Below are 18,665 nucleotides of genomic sequence, written 5' to 3'. Positions count from 1 at the left end.
CTAGGTCCGGTTCTTCAGGCCCTGCACGGCCAGGCCGGCGGCCTGGGTGGCGATTTCGCACAACTGCGGCTGGCTGAACGCGCCCGCGGTGACCGCGAACTCCTGTGCCGCCATGGTCTGTCCCGCGGCGACGCCGACGAGCACCTCACAGTCGGCGGGCGTGCCCGCCGCGCGGTAGCTCGTGATCGCCGGATAGCCCTCGACGCTGGTGGACGCCGTGGTCATGCTGTTCTTGCGCCGCGATCCAGTGAGCCATTCCTGCACGTCCGCGCCGACGATCCGCAGGTGCAACGCGTGGAACGGCTCGGTTTTGTCCGAGTCGAACACGCAGGTGGGCCCGTCCTTCGGGTCGGCGGCCTTGCGCGGCACGCTCGTGACCTTCAGCAGGTCAAGCTGCGCCTGGCCGAGCAGGTCGCACGGATCGGTCCCGGCGATCGGCAGGTCCGACGGGCGGCCCGGGAGCGCGGCCGCTTTCGTCTGTTGCGCCAGGGAACTCATCGCGGGCTGTACGGGGTACGCGGTGCCTTGCGCGCCCGACGAGCAGCCTGCGACACCGAGTACCGCGACAACGGCGAGGATCGGCTTAGTGGATGCCGTGCGCACCGCGGTCCCCGAACGCCGCGGCCTTGTCCGCGTCGCTGGCCTCGTACGTCTTCGCTGCTTCGCGCAGCTGTCCGACCAGCTTGTGCAGATTGGCGACGTACGCGCGCACCTGCGCCGCGTACGACTGGTCACCTTCCGCGACCACGGTGTTCCACGCGGACATCGCGTTCAAGCTCACCGTGTCCGAAGAAGGAGTGTCGACGCGCAGCTCGCCCAGCCGCGTGAGGAGCTTGTCTTCGAGCGCACTGACCTGCTCGTCGACCACTCGCGCGACCTCAAGCAGCTTCGCCGGCTCGACCACGATGTCCGCCACGCCCGGCGCTGCCGGTACGGACGAAGCCAGGTCGGTGAGCGGTGTGCTTCCCGGCATGCGCTAACCCCTCCCGTGATACGGACGGTGACCGTACGGACCCGTTTCGAGGCTACCAACCGGCGCGTGAACCCGAGGCGAACTTCGTGGAGAAGCTGTTCAGGCGGGAGCGCTTACTTCCCCGTTGGCCGCGCGCAGTGCGATATCGGTGCGATGGTGCGAGCCAGCGAGGTGTACGCGCTCGACAGTCTCGTACGCGTGCTTACGCGCCGCCTTGAGCGTCTTACCAGTGCCGACGACCGACAGCACGCGTCCGCCAGCCGAGATCACCGCACCGTCGTCGCGACGCCGCGTACCCGCGTGAAGCACGCCTTCAACCTCGCCGCCGGTGATGACATCCCCAGTGCGCGGCTTGCCCGGGTACCCGTCAGCTGCGATCACGACGGTGACCGCAGCCCCGCCCGACCACTCCAGCGGCGGCAGCTCAGCCAGCTTCCCGGTCGCCGTCGCGTTGAGCACCGTCGCCAGCGACGTACGCAGCAGCGCCAGCACAACCTGCGTCTCGGGGTCACCGAAGCGGCAGTTGAACTCGATCACCTGCGGGCCTTCCGAGGTGAGCGCGAGACCGGCGTAGAGCAGGCCGGAGAACGGACAGCCCCGGTCGGCGAGTTCGTCGACCACCGGCTGCACAACCCGCGCGACGACGTCGTCCACCAGGTCCGCAGGTGCCCACGGCAGCGGTGCGTACGCGCCCATGCCGCCGGTGTTCGGGCCGGTGTCGCCGTCGCCGACGCGCTTGAAGTCCTGCGCGGGCAGCATCGGCACCACGGTGCGGCCGTCGACGAAGCAGAAGAGCGAGGCCTCCGGACCGTCCAAAAAGGACTCCAGGAGCACCGGGTGGCCGCCGTCGAGCAGCATCAGCGCGTGCTTGCGCGCGACCTCGACGTCCTCGGTCACGACCACGCCCTTGCCAGCGGCGAGACCGTCGTCCTTCACCACCCAGGTGGGACCGAAGCGCTGAAGCGCGGCGTCGAGACGCGCGGGGGTGTCGACGACTTCGCTGCGGGCCGTCGGCACCTTCGCGGCCGCCATGACGTCCTTCGCGAACGCCTTCGACCCCTCGATGCGCGCGGCCGCTGCGGACGGCCCGAAGCAGGCGATGCCGGCTTCGCGCACCGCGTCGGCGACGCCCGCGACGAGCGGCACCTCCGGCCCGACCACGACGAGGTCGGCCTTCCACTCCTTGGCCAGGGCCGCGACGGCCTCCGGCTCGGCCAGCTCGACCCCGAGCTGCTCCGCGACCGCGGTCGTGCCGGCGTTGCCGGGGGCGCAAGCGAGCGCCGTGACCGCGGGGTCGCCTGCCACCGCGAGGACGAGTGCATGCTCCCGGGCGCCGGAGCCGATTACCAGTACGCGCACGCCGGACAGAGTAACGGTGGGGGTCGCGCCGCGGCAGCGCGCCGTCCGCGACCCCGGTCCGGACCAGGTGCGCGACTGGTCCGGTCCGCGCCCAGCCCTGCGGAACCTTGCCCGAAAACGGACGCCATCCACCGTTTACCCGGTTGTCAACCGCCCGTCCGGCTGGTGCCGCGCGCGCGACGCTTGCGGCGGTGAGGGTGACGCGGTAGTCGTGGCGAGCTGCGGATCGCCCGGTAGAGAAAGGTCCCCCCCCCATGAAGCGCAAACGCCTCGGCGTGCTCGCCCTGTCCGGCCTGGCCCTGCTCGGCGTCGCCGGCCTCGCGATCGGACCGGCCGCCGCGAGCGAGGACACGGCCGCGGGTGCGGCCGCGCACGGTCCCCGGCACGATGGCCCGGTGATCGTCGGACACCGGGGAGCGCCCGGCTACCGCCCGGAGCACACGCTCGCGTCGTACGAACTCGCCTACCGGATGGGCGTGGACTACGTCGACGTCGACCTGGTGCCGACCAAGGACGGCCAGCTCGTCGCCCGGCACGAGCCGGAGATCGGCGGCACCACCGACGTCGCGGCCCACCCGGAATTCGCCGGGCGCAAGACCACGAAGGTCATCGACGGAACCAAGATGACCGGCTGGTTCACCGAGGACTTCACCCTCGCCGAGCTGAAGACGCTCTACGCCAAGGAGCGGATCCCGCAGAACCGGCCGAACAACCAGCTCTACGACGGCCGCTACCGGATCGCCACCTACCAGGAAGTGCTCGACCTGACCCGGCGGCTCGGCCATGAACTGCACCGCACGCTGGGCACCTACCCGGAGGTCAAGCACTCGACCTACTTCAGCTCGATCGGGAACCCGACCGAACCGAAGCTGGTGTCGATCCTCAACCGCAACGGCCTGAACCGGCCGAACGCGCCGGTGATCATCCAGTCGTTCGAGGTGTCGAACCTGCAGGCACTGCACAAGCAGGTCCGGGTGCCGCTGCTGCAGCTGACCGAGGCGAAGGGCGCGCCCGCCGACTTCGTGGCGAAGGGCGACAAGCGCACCTACGCCGACCTGGTCACGCCCGCCGGGCTGCGCGAGATCGCCAAGTACGCGAAGTACCTCGGCCCGGAGAAGGGCCAGATCATCCCGCGGGACGCGCAGGACAACCTCGGCAAGCCGACCACGCTGATCGCCGACGCGCACCGCGCCGGGCTTGAGGTGCAGCCCTACACCTTCCGCAACGAAAACCCGTTCCTGCCCGCGAACCTGCGCTCGTCGGCCAGCCCGAGCGCGTTCGGCAACGTGTTCGCGGAGGAAGCGGCGTTCCTGAAGGCAGGGGTCGACGGATTTTTCGCCGACCAGCCGGACACCGCACTGGAGTCCGTCCGGGACTTCACCGGACGCTGATTTCCCTTCGCTGGACTAGGTTTTCTCCCCGGCCCGCCGGTGACGTTCGCGTCGCCGGCGGGCCGTTTCGGGTCCGGTCGCGGCGAAAATTGTCGGTGGTGCTTTGTACGTTCTCCGGCATGGCACCTGACCCGCGCGAGACCTTCTCCCGAGCCCTCGATCAAGCAGAGCACCAGATCACCGCAGTGACTCCCGACGACCTGACCAACCGCACCCCCTGTGCCGACTACGACGTCCGCGCGCTGCTCGGACACGTTGTCGGAGTCCTGCACAAGCTCACCGACGTCGGCACTGGAGGCAACGCCAGCGGCTTCCCGGACGTCGTCACCGGTATCGCCGACGACGACTGGGCCAGCACCTTCGCCAAGGCCCGCGGCGAGGTCGAGCGCGTGTGGACCGACGACGCATTGCTCGACCGCGACGTCACGCTGCCTTGGGCGACACTGCCGGGCCGAGTCGCCCTCGATGCGTACACCCATGAATTCACCGCGCATTCCTGGGACCTCGCGCAGGCCACCGGACGGGTCGACGCGCTCGATCCAGACCTTGCCGCGCTGGCCCTAGAAGCGTTCCAGAAATTCGCGCCGCCAGAGGCACGCAGCGAACAGGGCCCCTTCGGGCCAGTCGTGCCGGTCTCCGACGACGCCGAGGTCTACCCCCGGCTGGCCGCCTATCTGGGACGTCGCCCTTAGCCGTCTCAGCCAGCGAGCGCGGCAGCGGCCTTGCGAGCCTGAACGTCGGCCCAGGTCCGAATGGGATCCGCCGGATGCGCCGGGCTGACTGGCTCGGCGGTGTCCAAGTTAGTGGCATATCCGTCCGCGTAATGACTCATCGCAAGGACGACTACCGAGCCGACGCGGGCCACCACTGTCGTGCCCACCTCGCTGGTGAAGGACTGGCTCTGGTCGCCCTCCGCCGGATCGGAACCCTGCCGTGGGCTCAACTCGTGCAGGTTGGCACGGGTCGCGTCGACGAGCTTGGACCACGCCGTCTCAGCCGAACCTTCGCCGTCGTAGGCGAGCACGAACGAGGCGATCCGGGCCTCGACGTTGTTCACGTCCTCGAACCCCACGGTGCCCAGCCCGACGAGACCGTCGCAAGCCCAGCCGGTGCCCTCGGCCCCGTAGGTGCGGCACTGCGCGGCCAACTTGTCGCCAGCGAGAGCGATCCGTCCCATCTGCATGCCCTGCGGACCACGCAATGGGCCATCGATACCGCCGCTGGCGACGAAGCCCGGGACGTCCTTCTCCACCGGCAGCGCGGACTCCATAGCCGCCTCCCGGTCCAACGTCGGCCCGCCACACGCGACCGCGCCGACGAGGACCACACCCGCCAGCCCGAAAAGACGCCGTCTCATCTGGACAAACTCACATACCGCCGCCGGGACCGGTCCCTGTCCTGTTCGTGCGCCCATCACCGGCTCCGAGGTGAGCTTCCAGTTCGCCGATCAGCTCGATGTGCAGTCGCAGCGCCGCTCTCGGTGCCGCACGGAGGATTTCGCGGATCCGGGACGGGACTGGCCCAGCCGTTCTCGACCGGATCGTCCCGCCGGAGAACCGCCAGCATCTTGGGACGGACATGGTCCCAGAGCGAGGCATAGTGCGACTTGATCGACATCGGCACGCGATAGCGCGCATGGATATCAACGACACTCGCGGCGAGGTGCGCGACGACGCCTTCGGGGTCATGGAGGACGACTCCGTCAAGAAACGCGTAGCCCCAGGACTCGTCACCGACTCGGTCGGGCGCGAAGTGCTCCCGCCACTGGTCCGCGGTGTGCACAAGGAAGTCGACCGGCAGCCGGCGGGCGCGAGAGCGCCACGAGGCAACACTGTCCTCCGCAACAGTTACCACCAGCAGGTCAAGGTCGGAGTCGGCCCGCGCGGTGCCGCGGGCTACCGAGCCGCCGAGTAACACTCCACGCACGCCAGGATCGCCAGCGAGTTCAGCCAGGATTTCCTCGAGGACACTGCGATGCGTGGGCGTAGGGAACCGACTGCTCGTCACGGCTCTCCCCTTACTCCAAGCACTCGGCTAACAGCTCAACAGACGACCGGTTCGAGTGATGCAATCTCGAACACTTGTTCGACATACTAGAGGCATGTCGATCACCGATACCCGGACCGGCCTGCGCCGTTCGGAGGAGCTTCCGCCCAGCCACCAGCGAAACCTTGACACCCGCGAACGCCGGGGGCTAACTTCTGCGCACTCTCAATGGTCTGTCCGCATACCTTTCAGGTGGGTGCCCGATGGATGTCTCCGACCAGCAGACCGGCCAACCCGACGAAGACAGCGCTCGCCTGCACGCGCTTGGCTACGCGCAGGAACTCAAACGCACGATGTCGGCGTTCTCGAACTTCGCCGTGTCGTTCACGATCATCTCGATCCTGTCCGGCTGCCTCACGCTCTACGGCTTCGGCATGAAGACCGGCGGACCGGCGGCGATGATCTGGGGCTGGCCACTGGTCGGGCTGTTCGTGGTGCTGGTCGGGCTCGGCATGGCGGAGGTGTGCTCGAGCTACCCGACCGCGGGCGGGCTCTACTACTGGGCGGCGAAGCTGGCGACGCGCAACGGTCCGGCGTGGTCGTGGTTCACCGGCTGGTTCAACCTGATCGGGCAGATCGCGGTCACCGCTGGCATCGACTTCGGCGCTGCCCTGTTCCTCAACGCGTTCCTCGACCTGCAGTGGGGCTTCAGCGCGACACCGGGGCACACGATTCTGTTGCTGGCCATCATTCTCGTGGTGCACGGGGTGCTGAACACCTTCGGCGTGCGCGTGGTGGCGGTGCTGAACAGCGTCAGCGTGTGGTGGCATCTGCTGGGCGTGCTGGTGATCGTGGGCGTGCTCGTGTTCGTTCCGGCGAAGCACCAGGAAGCGTCGTTCGTATTCGGCAGCTTCGTGAACCAGACCGGCTGGGGTTCCGCGCCGTATGTGTTCCTGCTCGGTTTGCTGCTGGCGCAATACACTCTCACCGGCTACGACGCCTCGGCGCACATGACCGAGGAAACCAAGAACGCCGCGAAAGCGGGCCCGCGCGGAATCATCAACTCGATTCTCGTGTCGCTGGTCGCGGGCTGGATCCTGTTGATCGGCCTGACGTTCGCGATCCAGGACTACGACGGCGCGGTCAACTCGGCCACCGGTGTCCCGCCAGCACAGATCTTCATCGACGCAACCGGCGCGGTCACGGGCAAATTCCTGCTCCTGATCTGCATCGGCGCCCAGTTGTTCTGCGGCATGGCATCAGTGACAGCGAACTCCCGCATGATCTACGCCTTCGCCCGCGACGGCGCGATCCCGGGTTCGAAGATCTGGCACAGCATCAACAAACGAACCCAAACGCCGACCAACGCAGTATGGCTGGCCGCCGGCGGCGCACTGGTGCTTGCCCTGCCGTACCTGTGGAGCGCGACGGCTTACGCGGCAGTCACGTCAATCGCGACAGTGGGCCTGTACGTGGCATACGTGATCCCCGTCTTCCTGCGCGTCCGCCGCGGCGACAGTTTCGAGAAGGGCCCATGGAACCTGGGCCGCTGGGGCAAACCAATCGGCATCGTCGCGACGGCGTGGGTCGTGGTGATCTTCGTGCTCTTCATGCTGCCCCAAGCAAACCCCATCACGGTCGACACGTTCAACTACACGCCAATCGCCTTCCTGGTAGTACTGGGCGGCGCCGCCCTGTGGTGGGCCGTGTCAGCGCGGAAGTGGTTCACCGGCCCGAAGGTACAAGGATCAGCGGAAGAACTAGCCGCGGTGGAAAAGGAACTAAAGGAACTCGGCTAACCCCGCGCGTCCTGGAGACGACCGCCCGGTCCCCGCCCACGCCACAACCACCGCCACGGTGACGCCCAGCGGCTCGGGTCGCCACCACGTCGATGCCACCACCGACCGGTAGCCAGCCCGCCGACCGCCACCGCATCGACGCCAGGCCCCGCCCGCCCCGCGCGGGCACCTTCACCCGACCGCGACCGCCCGAAACCCTACGGCCGCACCGCATCGATGCCACGCCACTTGCGGACAACCAGCTCGCCAACCGCTTCCGTCTGGATGCCAGCCCATCTGCCAACCGCCCCGCGCGTACGCCTCACCCTGACCACGCCCACCCGAAAACACCCACGGCCGCCCCGCGTCACCTACCGACAAACCTGCTCACCAGCCGCTTCCGCCTCGACACCAGGCCACCACCCCGTCCACCAGCCGCCCACACGGATGCCTCACTGCAAGCACTCACGGCATCCCCGAGTCGTTGCGACACCACCGATCGATAACCCGCCCGCCAACCGCTACCGCGTCGACGCCAAGCCTCCTCGCCCATCCCAGCCATCAATCACTCCGCGCGTAGGCCTCGCCCGACCGCGCCCATCCGACACACCCGCGGCCACCTCGCGTCGATGCCACACCGCCAACCGATAACCCGCCCGCCAGCCACTGCCTCGTCGGCACCAGGCCCATCCACCAACCAGCCAAGCCCACGCAAAACCCCAGCGGCCGCGCCCACCCCGCCCAACCACACCCACGCGAACCCCCGGCGGCCGCGCCCCACCCGCCAACCACCACCTCACCGATGCCAAGCCGCCTCGCCCATCCCAACCACCAACCAGTCCGCGCCCAACCACACCCACGCGAAACCCCGGCAGCCACACCCCACCCATCCACCCCACCGCGAAGGGAGTCCCGACACGAACCCACACCATCCGCGCCCCGTCGGATTCAGTGAGTCAAGATGCGAAGCATGGAGACCTTGACGCTGGTCGGCGTACTCGCCGGATCGCTGGGGCTGACCGCGGTCGCCCGGCGGTTCAACCTTTCCGCGCCGCTGCTCATCGTGGTGGTCGGGCTGGGGATCGCGCTGATTCCGGGCGTTCCGCGGGTCGAGCTGGAGCCTGAGCTGATCCTGACCGTCGTGTTGCCGCCGCTGTTGTACTCGACGTCGCTGGAGAGTTCGATCTCCCACTTTCGTGCGAATCTGCGGCCGATCATCACGCTCGGGGTGCTGCTCGTCGTGGCCACCGCGTTCGTGATCGCGTTCGTGGTGCACCTGCTGCTGCCTGATCTGCCGTGGGCGTCGGCGTTGGTGCTCGGGGCGGTCGTATCCCCGCCGGACGCGGTGACGGCCGTCGCGATCGGGCGGCGGCTCGGGCTACCTCGGGGCGTCATGACGGTGCTCACCGGCGAGAGCCTGGTCAACGACGCTGCCGCGCTCACGCTGTACAAGGTGGCGCTCGCGGCGGTGGTCGGGACCGCCGGATCGCTCGGGCACGGGTTCGCGGTCTTCGCCGTCGCGACAGTGGTCGGCATTCTCGTCGGGCTGGCCGCGGGCGGGGTCGTCGAGCTGATCCGCACAAGGCTGGACGATCCGCTGCTCGAGTCGGCGTTCGGGATCGTGGTGCCGTTCGCGGCGTACGTCACCGCGGAGCATCTGCATCCGTTCGGCTCGGAGTTCAGCGGGTCGGGAGTGCTGGCAGTCGTCACGGCGGGGCTGTTCCTCGGGCACCGGTCGTTGCGGGCGTCGCCGGCGACGCGGGTGCAGGACCGGTCGGTGTGGGCGTCGATCGACGTCATGCTCGAAGCGCTGGTGTTCGCGTTGATGGCGCTGCAGCTGCCGTTCGTGCTCGACGGGGCGCAGCATGCCGCGCGGGACAACGGGACGCTCGCGTTGTCGGCGATCGTCGTGTTGCTCGCGACGATGTTCGTCCGGATTCCCGCGGTGTTCCTGTCCAGCTACCTGCCCCGGTCGCTGCAACTCCTCAGACGCACCAAGCACGATCCACCGGCTTGGCGATCGCTGGCGGTGATCTCGTGGACCGGGATGCGCGGCGTCGTCACGATCGCTGCCGCGTCCGGTGTTCCCGCGGACACTCCTGGGCGCGCGGAGATCCAGCTGTTCGCGTTCGCCGTCGCGGTCGGGACCGTGCTGATTCAGGGGCTCACGTTGCCGCCGCTGATTCGGTTGCTCAAGGTCCAGGATCCGGACGAGGACGCGCGTGATCAGGCCGAGGAGCTGGCTGCCCGGGAGGTCGCGCAGAAGGCCGCGCACGAGCGGCTGCGCGAACTCGCCCGCGATCAACTGTCCACATTAGACATCGAACCGGAGAAGATGAAACGGCTCGAGCAACGGCTGGAACGCGTCGTGGACACCCGGTTCCGGTTCGCGCAGGCCGCGATCACGCTGTCCGGCGAGGAGCGCCGGGACAGTCCGCAGGCGCAGTTCGCCAAGGCGCGGCGGGAACTCCTCATCACCCAGCGTGCGGCGATGATCGAGGAGAACCGCGCCGGCCGCCTTGACGACGACGTCCTGCAGAAGGTCCTGCGGGAACTCGATCTGGAGGAAATGTCCGTAACGACGACCCTTACGAACCGGATGAGTTGAGTTCGCCGGTCAGCCGCCACGTGCGCCGGCGGTCCTCGTCGGTGTGCAGGGCGGTCTGGGTGAGCAGCACGTCGGTCGCGCCGGCGTCGAAGTAGCGCTGCACGCCGGCGGCGACCGTCTCCTCGTCGCCGATCAGCACCAAGTCCGCCGCGCTGTCGACGCCGCCCGCCGCGAGCACCCGCTGGTACGACGGGATCGAACCGTAGAAGCCGAGTTCCCGCGCCGCGGCCTCGCGCACCGCCTCGACGTCGCTGGTCACCACGGCCGGGACGGCCGCGATCACCCGCTTGCCCGGACCGAGCGCGGGCACGATCAGGTTCGAGAGCGCGCGCGGGCTGGCCAGATACGGCAGCGTGCCGTCGGCCAGTTCCCCCGTCACGCGCAACGCCTGCGGACCCATCGCCGCGACGACCACCGAAATCGGCGTCTCCGGCGCGGGCTCGGACAGGTGCACCTCCACCGTCGAGCCGGTGAAGTCGACTTGTTCCCCGGCGAACAACGCGCGCAACGCGGTCAGGTACTCCCGCAGGTGCCGCACCGGCGGCGGGTACGGCGTGCCGTAGACGGGTTCGAGGAAGTTCTTCGCGCCTAGGCCGATACCGAGGGTGAACCGCCCGCCGGACGCCTCGCTCGCGGTACGCGCCGCGGACGCCAGCACCAGCGGATGCCGCGGATAAATCGGCACCACGGACGTGCCGATCTCGATTCGCGACGTCACCTGGCCGGCCAGCGCGGCCACCGTCAGCGCGTCGTGGCCCAACGGCAATTGGGCGACCCAGATCGACGCCGCGCCCGCCTCCTCGGCCTCGCGCGCTTGGTCCAGCACTTCGGTCACCGTGATTTTCGCCTGCGGAAGGGCGGGCAAAGTCAGTCCGACGCTCATACCTTCAAATTATTCAGGCGCACCACCGGTTTCTCACCAGCCGAAACAACAACGCGGCTTTGTGCCAGCCGAGTTCCCAATCATCGAGAGCCCCTGCCTGGATGCCCGGGAGACCCGCACCCTGGACGCCCGACGACCCAGGAGGACCGATGTCTCTGACCGACGTCATCGACGGCACCCGCCAAGCCGTGCAGGCGGACCGGCACAACGCGGCGGTGTCGTTCAGCGTGGACCACGCGCTGGTCGCGAACACCGCGACCGTGGTGGACGTCCGCGTGCGCGAACACGCGTTCATCGTGGACGAGCCGTCCGCCCTCGGCGGCACCGACCGGGCGGCCAATCCGGTCGAGTACGCGCTGGCCGCGCTGGGGTCCTGCCAGGTGATCACGTACCAGTTCTGGGCAGCCCGCCTCGGCATCCCGCTGGACACGGTGCGCGTGACCGTCGACGGAGACCTGGACCTGCACGGTTTCTTCGGCTTCGACCAGTCGACCCGGCCGGGCTTCAGCGACGTGCGGGTGGCCGTGGAACTCGAAGGCCCGGCATCGGCGGACGTCTACGAACAACTCCGCCGCGCGGTGGACGAGCACTGCCCGGTGCTCGACCTGTTCCGCAACCAAACCCCAGTCACCACAACGGTTCGCTGAGCACGTCCGTTACGACGGATCCAGTTCGCCGCGATAGGTCATCCCGTCAGCGGAAACGTTCCACCGGTCGGGCAGCGTCGGCTCCTCCGCCAGCTGCCCGATCTTGGCACCTCGGAAGTTGAAGCGGGTACCGGGAAATTCGTCCCACGACGTCGCATCGCCACTCGGCTTGCCGCGCTTCGCCTGCTCGTCGAACTGGATGAATTGCGAGAACTCCCCGTCGCGGAAATCGCACCTACCGCGGAACTCCGAGTGATAAAGCCAGACTCCGCCGAGGAATCGCGCGCCTCTCGCCAGGAGGTGCCAGCCGAACCGGGCACCCGTGAAGATGGCCCGATCGAGAAACTTCGCCCCGGAGAAGCTCGCCAGCTGGTCGAAATCGGACTGATAGAACCAGGTCTCGCCGCCAAAGACGGTCTTGTCGAACCTGGCCACCACCAAGAACTGGGTTCCGTGGAACCGGGCTTTGCCGACGGAGCATCGCTCAAGCCGGAAGTCGATCAAGACCGCGCGGCTCAGGTCGATATCGAGAGGACCCCACTTCTCCGGCGAGCCGTCCGCCTCCCGGAGATGATCCGCCAGCATTTCCTGTGCGGCGAGCCGTACCTGCAGTTCCTCGCGCTCCTGCCGCTCGGTCTCCGACATGCCGCTTTTCATCGCGGCCGCCCGCGACCGGTCGTAATCCCACGAAGGCTTCGGAAACGGCATCCGAAGATACGCGCAGATGACATTGACGACGGCCTGCCGAAGCGTCGGATTCGCATTGGCCAGCCGTTCGAGCGCATACAACCCGCCGAGCCGAACCGGCGCTTTATCCGAACCGATCTGTTCGACCGCCTTGGCGTACAGCTCGGTGATGCGCCGCTCGGTCAGGTCGAACTCGGTCGCGAGCTGGACCCGCTCCCGGTGGCGCTGGTCCTCGGCGGTGGCGGCGATCGTCTCTTTGATCTGTATTTCCGTCGACCGCTGCCGACGGGCCGCGAGCCACAGCGCGAACGCGCCGCCCGTGCCGACCGCGAGGCTCAGCGCCGTACGGATGGCGTCCAGTTCGGCCCGGGCCGCGTCCGACGTCGGCGCTGTCGCCACTTGGCCCACCAGCAGCCAGGTGGCCAGCGCGATCACGACCGCTGTCGCCGCGGCGGCAGCGGCTACCCACCACCACCGCAGCTCCGGCAGCTTCTGCACCCGGCCAGCCCGGCCAGGTCGGTCAACCCGGTCAGCGCGGTCCGGCCGCTCAGCCCGGCCAGGCCGCTCAGGCCGACCCGGCCCGGCATCAGCTTCGTCGGTCATGCCGCTCTCATCGAACCGCGACCGGCAAACGCATCAGCTCAGGCGAACTCGTGCCGCACGATCGTCTGCTCGCGCCCCGGACCGACGCCGATCGCCGACACCCGCGCGCCCGACAGCTCCTCGATCCGCTCGACGTAAGCGCGCGCGTTGGCGGGCAGTTCGTCGTAGGTGCGGCAGTTCGAGATGTCCTCGAACCAGCCCGGCAGCTCTTCGTAGATCGGGACCGCGTGGTGCACGTCGGTCTGCGTCATCGGCATGTCCGAGGTGCGGAAGCCGTCCACCTCGTAGCCGACGCACACCGGGACCTTCTCCAGGCCGGACAGCACGTCCAGCTTGGTCAGGAAGTAGTCGGTGATCCCGTTGACCCGCACCGCGTAGCGCGCGATCACCGCGTCGAACCAGCCGGTGCGCCGGGAGCGGCCGGTGGTGACGCCGAACTCGCCGCCCTGTTTGCGCAGGTACTCGCCGGACTCGTCGTCCAGTTCGGTCGGGAACGGGCCGGAGCCGACGCGGGTCGTGTACGCCTTCAGGATGCCGAGTACGGTCGTGATGCGGCCCGGGCCGATGCCGGAGCCCGCGCTCGCGCCGCCGGAGGTCGGGTTCGACGACGTGACGAACGGGTACGTGCCGTGGTCGACGTCGAGCAGCGTGCCCTGCGAACCCTCCAGCAGCACCGTTTCGCCGCGCTCCAGCGCCTGGTTCAGCTGCAGCCGGGTGTCGGCGATGCGGTGCGCGAACTTCTCGCCCGCGGCAAGCACCTCGTCGGCGACCTGGTCGGCGTCGAGCGCCTTGCGGTTGTAGACCTTGACCAGCACCTGGTTCTTGAACTCCAGTGCCGCCTCGACCTTCTGGCGGAAGATCTTCTCGTCGAGCAGGTCCTGCACGCGGACGCCGACGCGGGCGATCTTGTCCTGGTAGCAGGGGCCGATGCCGCGGCCGGTGGTGCCGATCTTGCGGCTGCCGAGGTAGCGCTCGGTGACTTTGTCGATCGCCACGTGGTACGGCATGATCAAGTGCGCGTCGGCCGAGATCAGCAGCTTGCTGGTGTCGACGTCGCGCTCCTCGAGACCGGCCAGCTCGTCCAGCAGGACGCCGGGGTCGATGACCACGCCGTTGCCGATGACGTTCGTCACGCCCGGCGTCAGGATCCCGGACGGGATGAGGTGCAGCGCGAAGTTCTCGCCGTTCGGCAGCACGACCGTGTGGCCCGCGTTGTTGCCGCCCTGGTAGCGGACGACCCACTGGACGCGGTCGCCGAGCAGGTCGGTGGCCTTGCCCTTGCCCTCGTCCCCCCACTGGGCACCGATCAGCACGATGGCCGGCATGTGACACTCCAGGTGTTCGGCAATAGGAATAGTGCTCCCGGACGGGGGCACGGGTGGCGCTGGTAAATGCCGGTGCATGACTTTAACGGAGGACTCCGGAGTGCGCGGAATAGTGGTGGCCTGCGGTGCCGCGGCGGATCTGCCCGCGCGGCTCGGCGACGTCCCGCTGGTGCACGCCGGACCCCGTCCCGGCAAGGCGGAAATCGACCCCTTGCTGGGGGAACACGACCGGCTCGTGGTGCTGGGCACCGACGCCGACCTCGCCGCCGTGGTGGTGCGTCTCATGCGCCGCGAACTCCTCCCGGGCGTGTCAGTCGGTTTCGTGGCCACTGAGCCCGGCTCTCGCGTCGCCACGCGCTGGCGGCTGCCTTCGGACCCGGACGAGGCGTTCGCGCTCGCGTGGAAGGGCGAGGACGCCGAGATCTCCCTCGTCCGCGACGACACCGGCGGCGTGCTCCTCGGGCACGCGACCCTGCGCGATGTCAAGGGCCAGGCGTATTGCGACGAACAGGTGGCTTTCGACGGCTCGGTTTCCGGCATCGAGGTCGCGCCGGACGACTCCGGGGTCACCGCTCGCATCACTCGCGGCAAGTTCGTGAAGCGGTCCTCGACGTATCGCGGGCGAGCCTTCCAGCTCGGCTGCGTGCCGACGTCTTCGCTGGTCATCGACGGGGTGCCGCAGGAGCGGGAGATCACCCGGCGGACCTGGTACCGGCACACTGTCGATCTTCGCGCGGTCCGCGGCTGACCCGGAACGCCGGGAGGAGTTCGGTCCCGCGTGGACCCACGGTGACTTTCTGTTCACCGAAGGTCGTTTTCCTGTCACCTGACGGTGTTGCGCACGCCACTTTCGTGGTCAAAGGTGAATCAGTCCCGCACCCGACTGGGGAGGCAGCAATATGCCGACCACTCGTACAGTTCGCAACTCCTTGACCGTGCTGGCCGGCGTCGCGCTGCTCGGCTCAGTCACCGTCGGCGTCGCCGGCGCCACCCCGCCCGGCATCCCGTCGGCGGACACCGCGAAGAGCCAGCTCGCCGGTCTCACGGTGAAGCCGGACGGCTCGCAGGACGGCTACAGCCGCGACAAGTTCCCGCACTGGATCGACCAGGGCAACAGCTGCAACACGCGCGAGATGGTCCTCAAGCGCGACGGCACGAACGTCCAGGTCGGCTCGGACTGCTACCCGACGTCGGGTAAGTGGACCTCGCCGTACGACGGCGCCACGTGGAGTTCTCCGTCCGATGTGGACATCGACCACGTGGTGCCGCTCGCCGACGCGTGGCGCACCGGCGCCTCGTCCTGGACCCAGGACCAGCGCCAGGCCTACGCCAACGACCTGTCCGACCCGCAGCTGATCGCGGTGACCGACAACGTGAACCAGGAGAAGGGCGACAAGTCGCCGGACCAGTGGAAGCCGCCGTCCACCGGCTACTGGTGCACCTACGCCAAGATGTGGGTGGCGGTCAAGTCCAAGTTCAAGCTCACCGTGAATTCGGCGGAGAAGTCTGCGCTGACGGACATGCTGGGCCGCTGCTGACCTCACGACCCTACCGCGGGCACCGCCGTCGCCTTATGGTCTGAACCATGAGGAAGATCACGGCGGCGGTGCTGGCGGTGTTCCTGGTGCTCTGCGGAGCGACCTCGGCGTCGGCGGCGAGCGGGCGCAGAGTTGTTGTCTACTACCAAACGACGCACCAAAACGGGTCCTACATCTCCCCGTTGGGGCTCACCGACCACGACACCGGCGTCACCGACGTGATCGTCGGAGCCGTGCACCTCAACGACGGCGGAACCATGACGCTCAACGACGATCCGCCGTCGGACCCCAAGTTCGCCCAGATGTGGGCCGATCTCGCGACGATGCAAAGCAAAGGCGTGCATGCGCTCGCGTTCGTCGGTGGCGCCGCGAAGGGCAGCTTCCAGCGTCTGGAGCAGGACTTCGATACCTACTATCCGTTGCTGCGCAACCTGATCCGCGACCATGCGCTGTCCGGCATCGACCTCGACGTCGAGGAGCAGATGTCGAACGACGCGCTGAACCGGGTGATCGACGCGCTGCGCACCGACTTCGGGCCGGACTTCCTGATCACCCTTGCCCCGGTCGCGACGGAACTCAGCGGCGGAGGCGGGCTTTCCGGTCTCGACTACGACCGGCTTTACCGCGAACGCGGCGACCAGATTTCCTGGTTCAACGCCCAGTTCTACTGCGGCTGGGGTTCGCTGGCGGACACCTCGGGCTACGACCAGATCGTCAGCCACGGCGTCGTTCCAGCGAGCAAGGTCGTCGCCGGAACGGTCACGAATCCCGCCAACTGCAACGGTTACGTCGACATGCCGACGCTGAAGAACACCGTCGGCAGCCTCGTGCGGCAGTACCCGGACTTCGGCGGCATCGACGGCTGGGAGTACTTCAACTCGCTGCCTGGCGACACCGGGGCACCGTGGGAGTGGGCGCAGCAGATCGCGCCGACGGTCAAGGGTTAGCCAGCCGCAGGATTTCCCTTGCCAGAGCGTCGTTCTGCCGGAATGAAACCGCGTTCGTACGCGGCCTCGTGAACGCACCCGCGGAACGGACGCTCGTGTGCGGGCCCACCGCGAACCGTGTCGGATGCGTGGATCCGTCCACAGTGACCAGACGGAAGTCGTTGAGCGTCGTGGCGATTCGCCCGGACGGCAACGTCGCGCCGTCGACATCCGGCACGGTTTCCTCAGCCAGGGAACCGGTGTCCCGCAAGCTGCGCAACAGCGGGTCGGACACGCGCGGAACGCTCGCGTTCGGCAGCCGCGCCTCGATCAACGTGCGCGCGGCGACCGTGTCCGGGTGGCTGGCGCTCGACGCGACGAACGTCCCAGCGGTCTCGTCGGCTTCGATCGAGATATCGGCACCGAGGAACGAGACGACACCGGCGTCTTCGAGGGCGAGCAGTTCGTCGAGCCGACGAGGCGGCGGACCGCTTGCATAGTAAGAGAAAAACCCGTGGAACCAGCCATCCATATCGGACACTTGAGAGGCGGCGGTCAGCTGTCCGGTCGCGAGCAGCGCGGGCAGCTGGCCAATCACCGACAGCAGCGCCATGAACGCGCCGAGGTCCGCACTGTGGTGCACATCCGCCCGTCGCGCGAGATCGGACTCAATGTACTTCCGCAGCGCTTTCCCGAATTCCGCACCGGAATCGAAGCGACGGCCAGCGAACGGCCGGTCCAGCCGGTCCAGGTCCAGCCGGTCTTCCAAGGCAGGCACCGCGGCCGAGATCAGTGCGTCCATTTCGGACGTTCCCCAGGGCAGGTCGGCGAACTTGTCCGCGAAGACCGCGTAATCGGTCCGCACGCGATCCGGATGCCCGGTGAACAGCTCTGTGTAATACGCCCAGGCCAGTTCCTTCGCGATCAGCGGCCACACGTCCGCGCGGAAATCGAGCGGACCGGACAGCCTGTCGATGGCCCGCCGATCGAAGAATCTGGGCAGCTGCAACGGTTTCCCGCGCAGCCGGTAACCGGTCTTCGCGTGGTACGGCACGCCGCGCCGGGAACCGACGTGCAGCACCGGCTCGGCACCGCTCGGACGGTAACGCAAGCCGCCACACGGCAACTCCTCGAACCGGCCGCCGCGGCCCTCGGTGAGCAACAGCATCAAGTCCACGAACGCGAGCCCGAAACCGCGCACCAGCACCGGTTCCTGAGCAGGCACCGCGGAGTAGTCGACGTCCGCGGTGTATCCGGCGGGGTAGTAGGACAGCTGGTGCTGCTCGGCGAACGCCTCCAGTTCGCGTTCGCGAGAATCCGGGACCGCGTCGAGGTGGCCGACCGTCAGCACCACGGCGTCCGCGGGCACGGTCGTGCCGTCGGAAAGCCGCACTGTCTCGTCGTTATCGATGCTTTCGGCCGTGGCGAGGTGCTCGACCACCGTGATTCCGGGCGGCAATTCAGCCACCACCTTGCGGTAGAACCACTCCAGGTACCGGCTTTGCAACCGCCGGGTCGGGAAATCCGTGGAGGCGAGCGTCTCGAACTCGGCGCGGACGTCGTCCGGCACCGGATACGGCAGGGTCCCCGCACGCACCTGCCGCACCCACTCGATCAGCGACGGCCCAGAACGCACCGGACCGTCGATCCGGACGGTGTCGTCGGTGAACACGGTGACGTCTTCGGGCATCGAGTTCATCCGCAGCAGCGGCGACTGCTCGTACCGCCACACGCGGCCGGGGCCGGGCGGGAACGGGTCGATGAGGTGGACTTCGATACGCCGGTCGCCGAGCAGTTCGGCGGCGCTCGCGGACAGCCGTTCGAGGACGCCGACCCCGCGAGGTCCGGCGCCCACGATGGCGAGCGTGAACGTCGGGAGAGCGGTCACCCGGGCGAAGCTACGCGGCTGGGTGGCCGGACGGCGGCCGTTCCACAGTGCGGACGGTCGACACGATCGAGGG

At 68.3% G+C, this 18,665-nt stretch carries 17 protein-coding genes; 8 read left to right on the top strand and 9 right to left on the bottom strand.

The features are described 5' to 3' along the window. The 3 genes from ACFSVL_RS12835 to purD form a co-directional block, all read right to left on the bottom strand. Complete coding sequence (locus ACFSVL_RS12835; protein ID WP_378303718.1) at positions 1-603, bottom strand: DUF3558 domain-containing protein; 603 nt, start codon at positions 601-603, stop codon at positions 1-3. Further along, a complete protein-coding gene (locus ACFSVL_RS12830; RefSeq protein WP_378303716.1) occupies positions 584-973 on the bottom strand; it encodes a PE domain-containing protein in 390 nt (129 codons plus the stop codon). The genes ACFSVL_RS12835 and ACFSVL_RS12830 overlap by 20 nt, the downstream gene beginning before the upstream one ends. Before the next feature lie 99 nt (positions 974-1,072). Continuing rightward, positions 1,073-2,332: a phosphoribosylamine--glycine ligase gene (gene purD / locus ACFSVL_RS12825; protein WP_378303714.1), complete on the bottom strand. Its 1,260-nt coding sequence runs from the start codon at positions 2,330-2,332 to the stop codon at positions 1,073-1,075. Positions 2,333-2,586: 254 nt separating this feature from the next. On the opposite strand from purD, the gene ACFSVL_RS12820 reads away from it, so the two are divergent. Together ACFSVL_RS12820 and ACFSVL_RS12815 are read left to right on the top strand one after the other, a co-directional pair. Then, entirely contained in the window at positions 2,587-3,723 is a 1,137-nt protein-coding gene (locus ACFSVL_RS12820; RefSeq protein WP_378303712.1) for a glycerophosphodiester phosphodiesterase, read from the top strand. Positions 3,724-3,842: 119 nt separating this feature from the next. Then, positions 3,843-4,415 (top strand): TIGR03086 family metal-binding protein, encoded by a 573-nt coding sequence (locus tag ACFSVL_RS12815; RefSeq protein ID WP_378303711.1) that lies wholly within the window; start codon positions 3,843-3,845, stop codon positions 4,413-4,415. 5 nt (positions 4,416-4,420) lie between these two features. Here ACFSVL_RS12815 and ACFSVL_RS12810 read toward each other — a convergent pair whose 3' ends face one another. Together ACFSVL_RS12810 and ACFSVL_RS12805 are read right to left on the bottom strand one after the other, a co-directional pair. Continuing rightward, the gene (locus ACFSVL_RS12810; protein ID WP_378303709.1) at positions 4,421-5,080 is read right to left on the bottom strand and encodes a hypothetical protein; all 660 of its coding nucleotides are present in this window, start codon (positions 5,078-5,080) and stop codon (positions 4,421-4,423) included. A 56-nt stretch (positions 5,081-5,136) separates the two neighbouring features. Further along, entirely contained in the window at positions 5,137-5,640 is a 504-nt protein-coding gene (locus ACFSVL_RS12805) for a nucleotidyltransferase domain-containing protein (protein WP_378304262.1), read from the bottom strand. Between the two features lie 332 nt (positions 5,641-5,972). Here ACFSVL_RS12805 and ACFSVL_RS12800 point away from each other — a divergent pair, with 332 nt between their 5' ends. Continuing rightward, on the top strand, positions 5,973-7,508 hold the full coding sequence (locus tag ACFSVL_RS12800) for an amino acid permease (RefSeq protein ID WP_378303707.1): 1,536 nt from the start codon (positions 5,973-5,975) through the stop codon (positions 7,506-7,508). Positions 7,509-8,457: 949 nt separating this feature from the next. Further along, positions 8,458-10,095: a Na+/H+ antiporter gene (locus ACFSVL_RS12795; protein ID WP_378303705.1), complete on the top strand. Its 1,638-nt coding sequence runs from the start codon at positions 8,458-8,460 to the stop codon at positions 10,093-10,095. Here the strand turns inward: ACFSVL_RS12795 and ACFSVL_RS12790 are convergent. Next, positions 10,076-10,978: a TIGR03564 family F420-dependent LLM class oxidoreductase gene (locus tag ACFSVL_RS12790; protein WP_378303703.1), complete on the bottom strand. Its 903-nt coding sequence runs from the start codon at positions 10,976-10,978 to the stop codon at positions 10,076-10,078. The two genes, ACFSVL_RS12795 and ACFSVL_RS12790, sit on opposite strands and share 20 nt — an antisense overlap. A gap of 149 nt (positions 10,979-11,127) precedes the next feature. Between ACFSVL_RS12790 and ACFSVL_RS12785 the strand changes: the two genes are divergently transcribed. Beyond that, a complete protein-coding gene (locus ACFSVL_RS12785) occupies positions 11,128-11,625 on the top strand; it encodes an OsmC family protein (RefSeq protein ID WP_378303702.1) in 498 nt (165 codons plus the stop codon). A 9-nt stretch (positions 11,626-11,634) separates the two neighbouring features. On the opposite strand, the gene ACFSVL_RS12780 is transcribed toward ACFSVL_RS12785, so the two are convergent. After that, the gene (locus ACFSVL_RS12780) at positions 11,635-12,747 is read right to left on the bottom strand and encodes a pentapeptide repeat-containing protein (protein WP_378303700.1); all 1,113 of its coding nucleotides are present in this window, start codon (positions 12,745-12,747) and stop codon (positions 11,635-11,637) included. 206 nt (positions 12,748-12,953) lie between these two features. Continuing rightward, positions 12,954-14,240: an adenylosuccinate synthase gene (locus ACFSVL_RS12775; protein ID WP_037808782.1), complete on the bottom strand. Its 1,287-nt coding sequence runs from the start codon at positions 14,238-14,240 to the stop codon at positions 12,954-12,956. A 76-nt stretch (positions 14,241-14,316) separates the two neighbouring features. Between ACFSVL_RS12775 and ACFSVL_RS12770 the strand changes: the two genes are divergently transcribed. From ACFSVL_RS12770 to ACFSVL_RS12760, 3 genes are all read left to right on the top strand, one after another. Then, on the top strand, positions 14,317-14,988 hold the full coding sequence (locus tag ACFSVL_RS12770) for a hypothetical protein (RefSeq protein WP_378303698.1): 672 nt from the start codon (positions 14,317-14,319) through the stop codon (positions 14,986-14,988). Positions 14,989-15,139: 151 nt separating this feature from the next. Beyond that, positions 15,140-15,778, top strand: coding sequence for an HNH endonuclease family protein (locus ACFSVL_RS12765; RefSeq protein WP_378303696.1), 639 nt, complete (start codon positions 15,140-15,142; stop codon positions 15,776-15,778). A gap of 47 nt (positions 15,779-15,825) precedes the next feature. Beyond that, entirely contained in the window at positions 15,826-16,725 is a 900-nt protein-coding gene (locus ACFSVL_RS12760) for a glycosyl hydrolase family 18 protein (protein WP_378303695.1), read from the top strand. Here ACFSVL_RS12760 and ACFSVL_RS12755 read toward each other — a convergent pair. After that, entirely contained in the window at positions 16,715-18,592 is a 1,878-nt protein-coding gene (locus ACFSVL_RS12755) for an FAD/NAD(P)-binding protein (protein WP_378303693.1), read from the bottom strand. The genes ACFSVL_RS12760 and ACFSVL_RS12755 overlap by 11 nt on opposite strands. Positions 18,593-18,665 lie beyond the last annotated feature (73 nt).

The sequence above is a fragment of the Amycolatopsis silviterrae genome (assembly GCF_042684085.1).
GTDB lineage: Bacteria > Actinomycetota > Actinomycetes > Mycobacteriales > Pseudonocardiaceae > Amycolatopsis > Amycolatopsis silviterrae.
The sequence above is the reverse complement of the archived record's forward strand: the minus strand, read 5'-3'. Positions and strand labels throughout refer to the sequence as shown.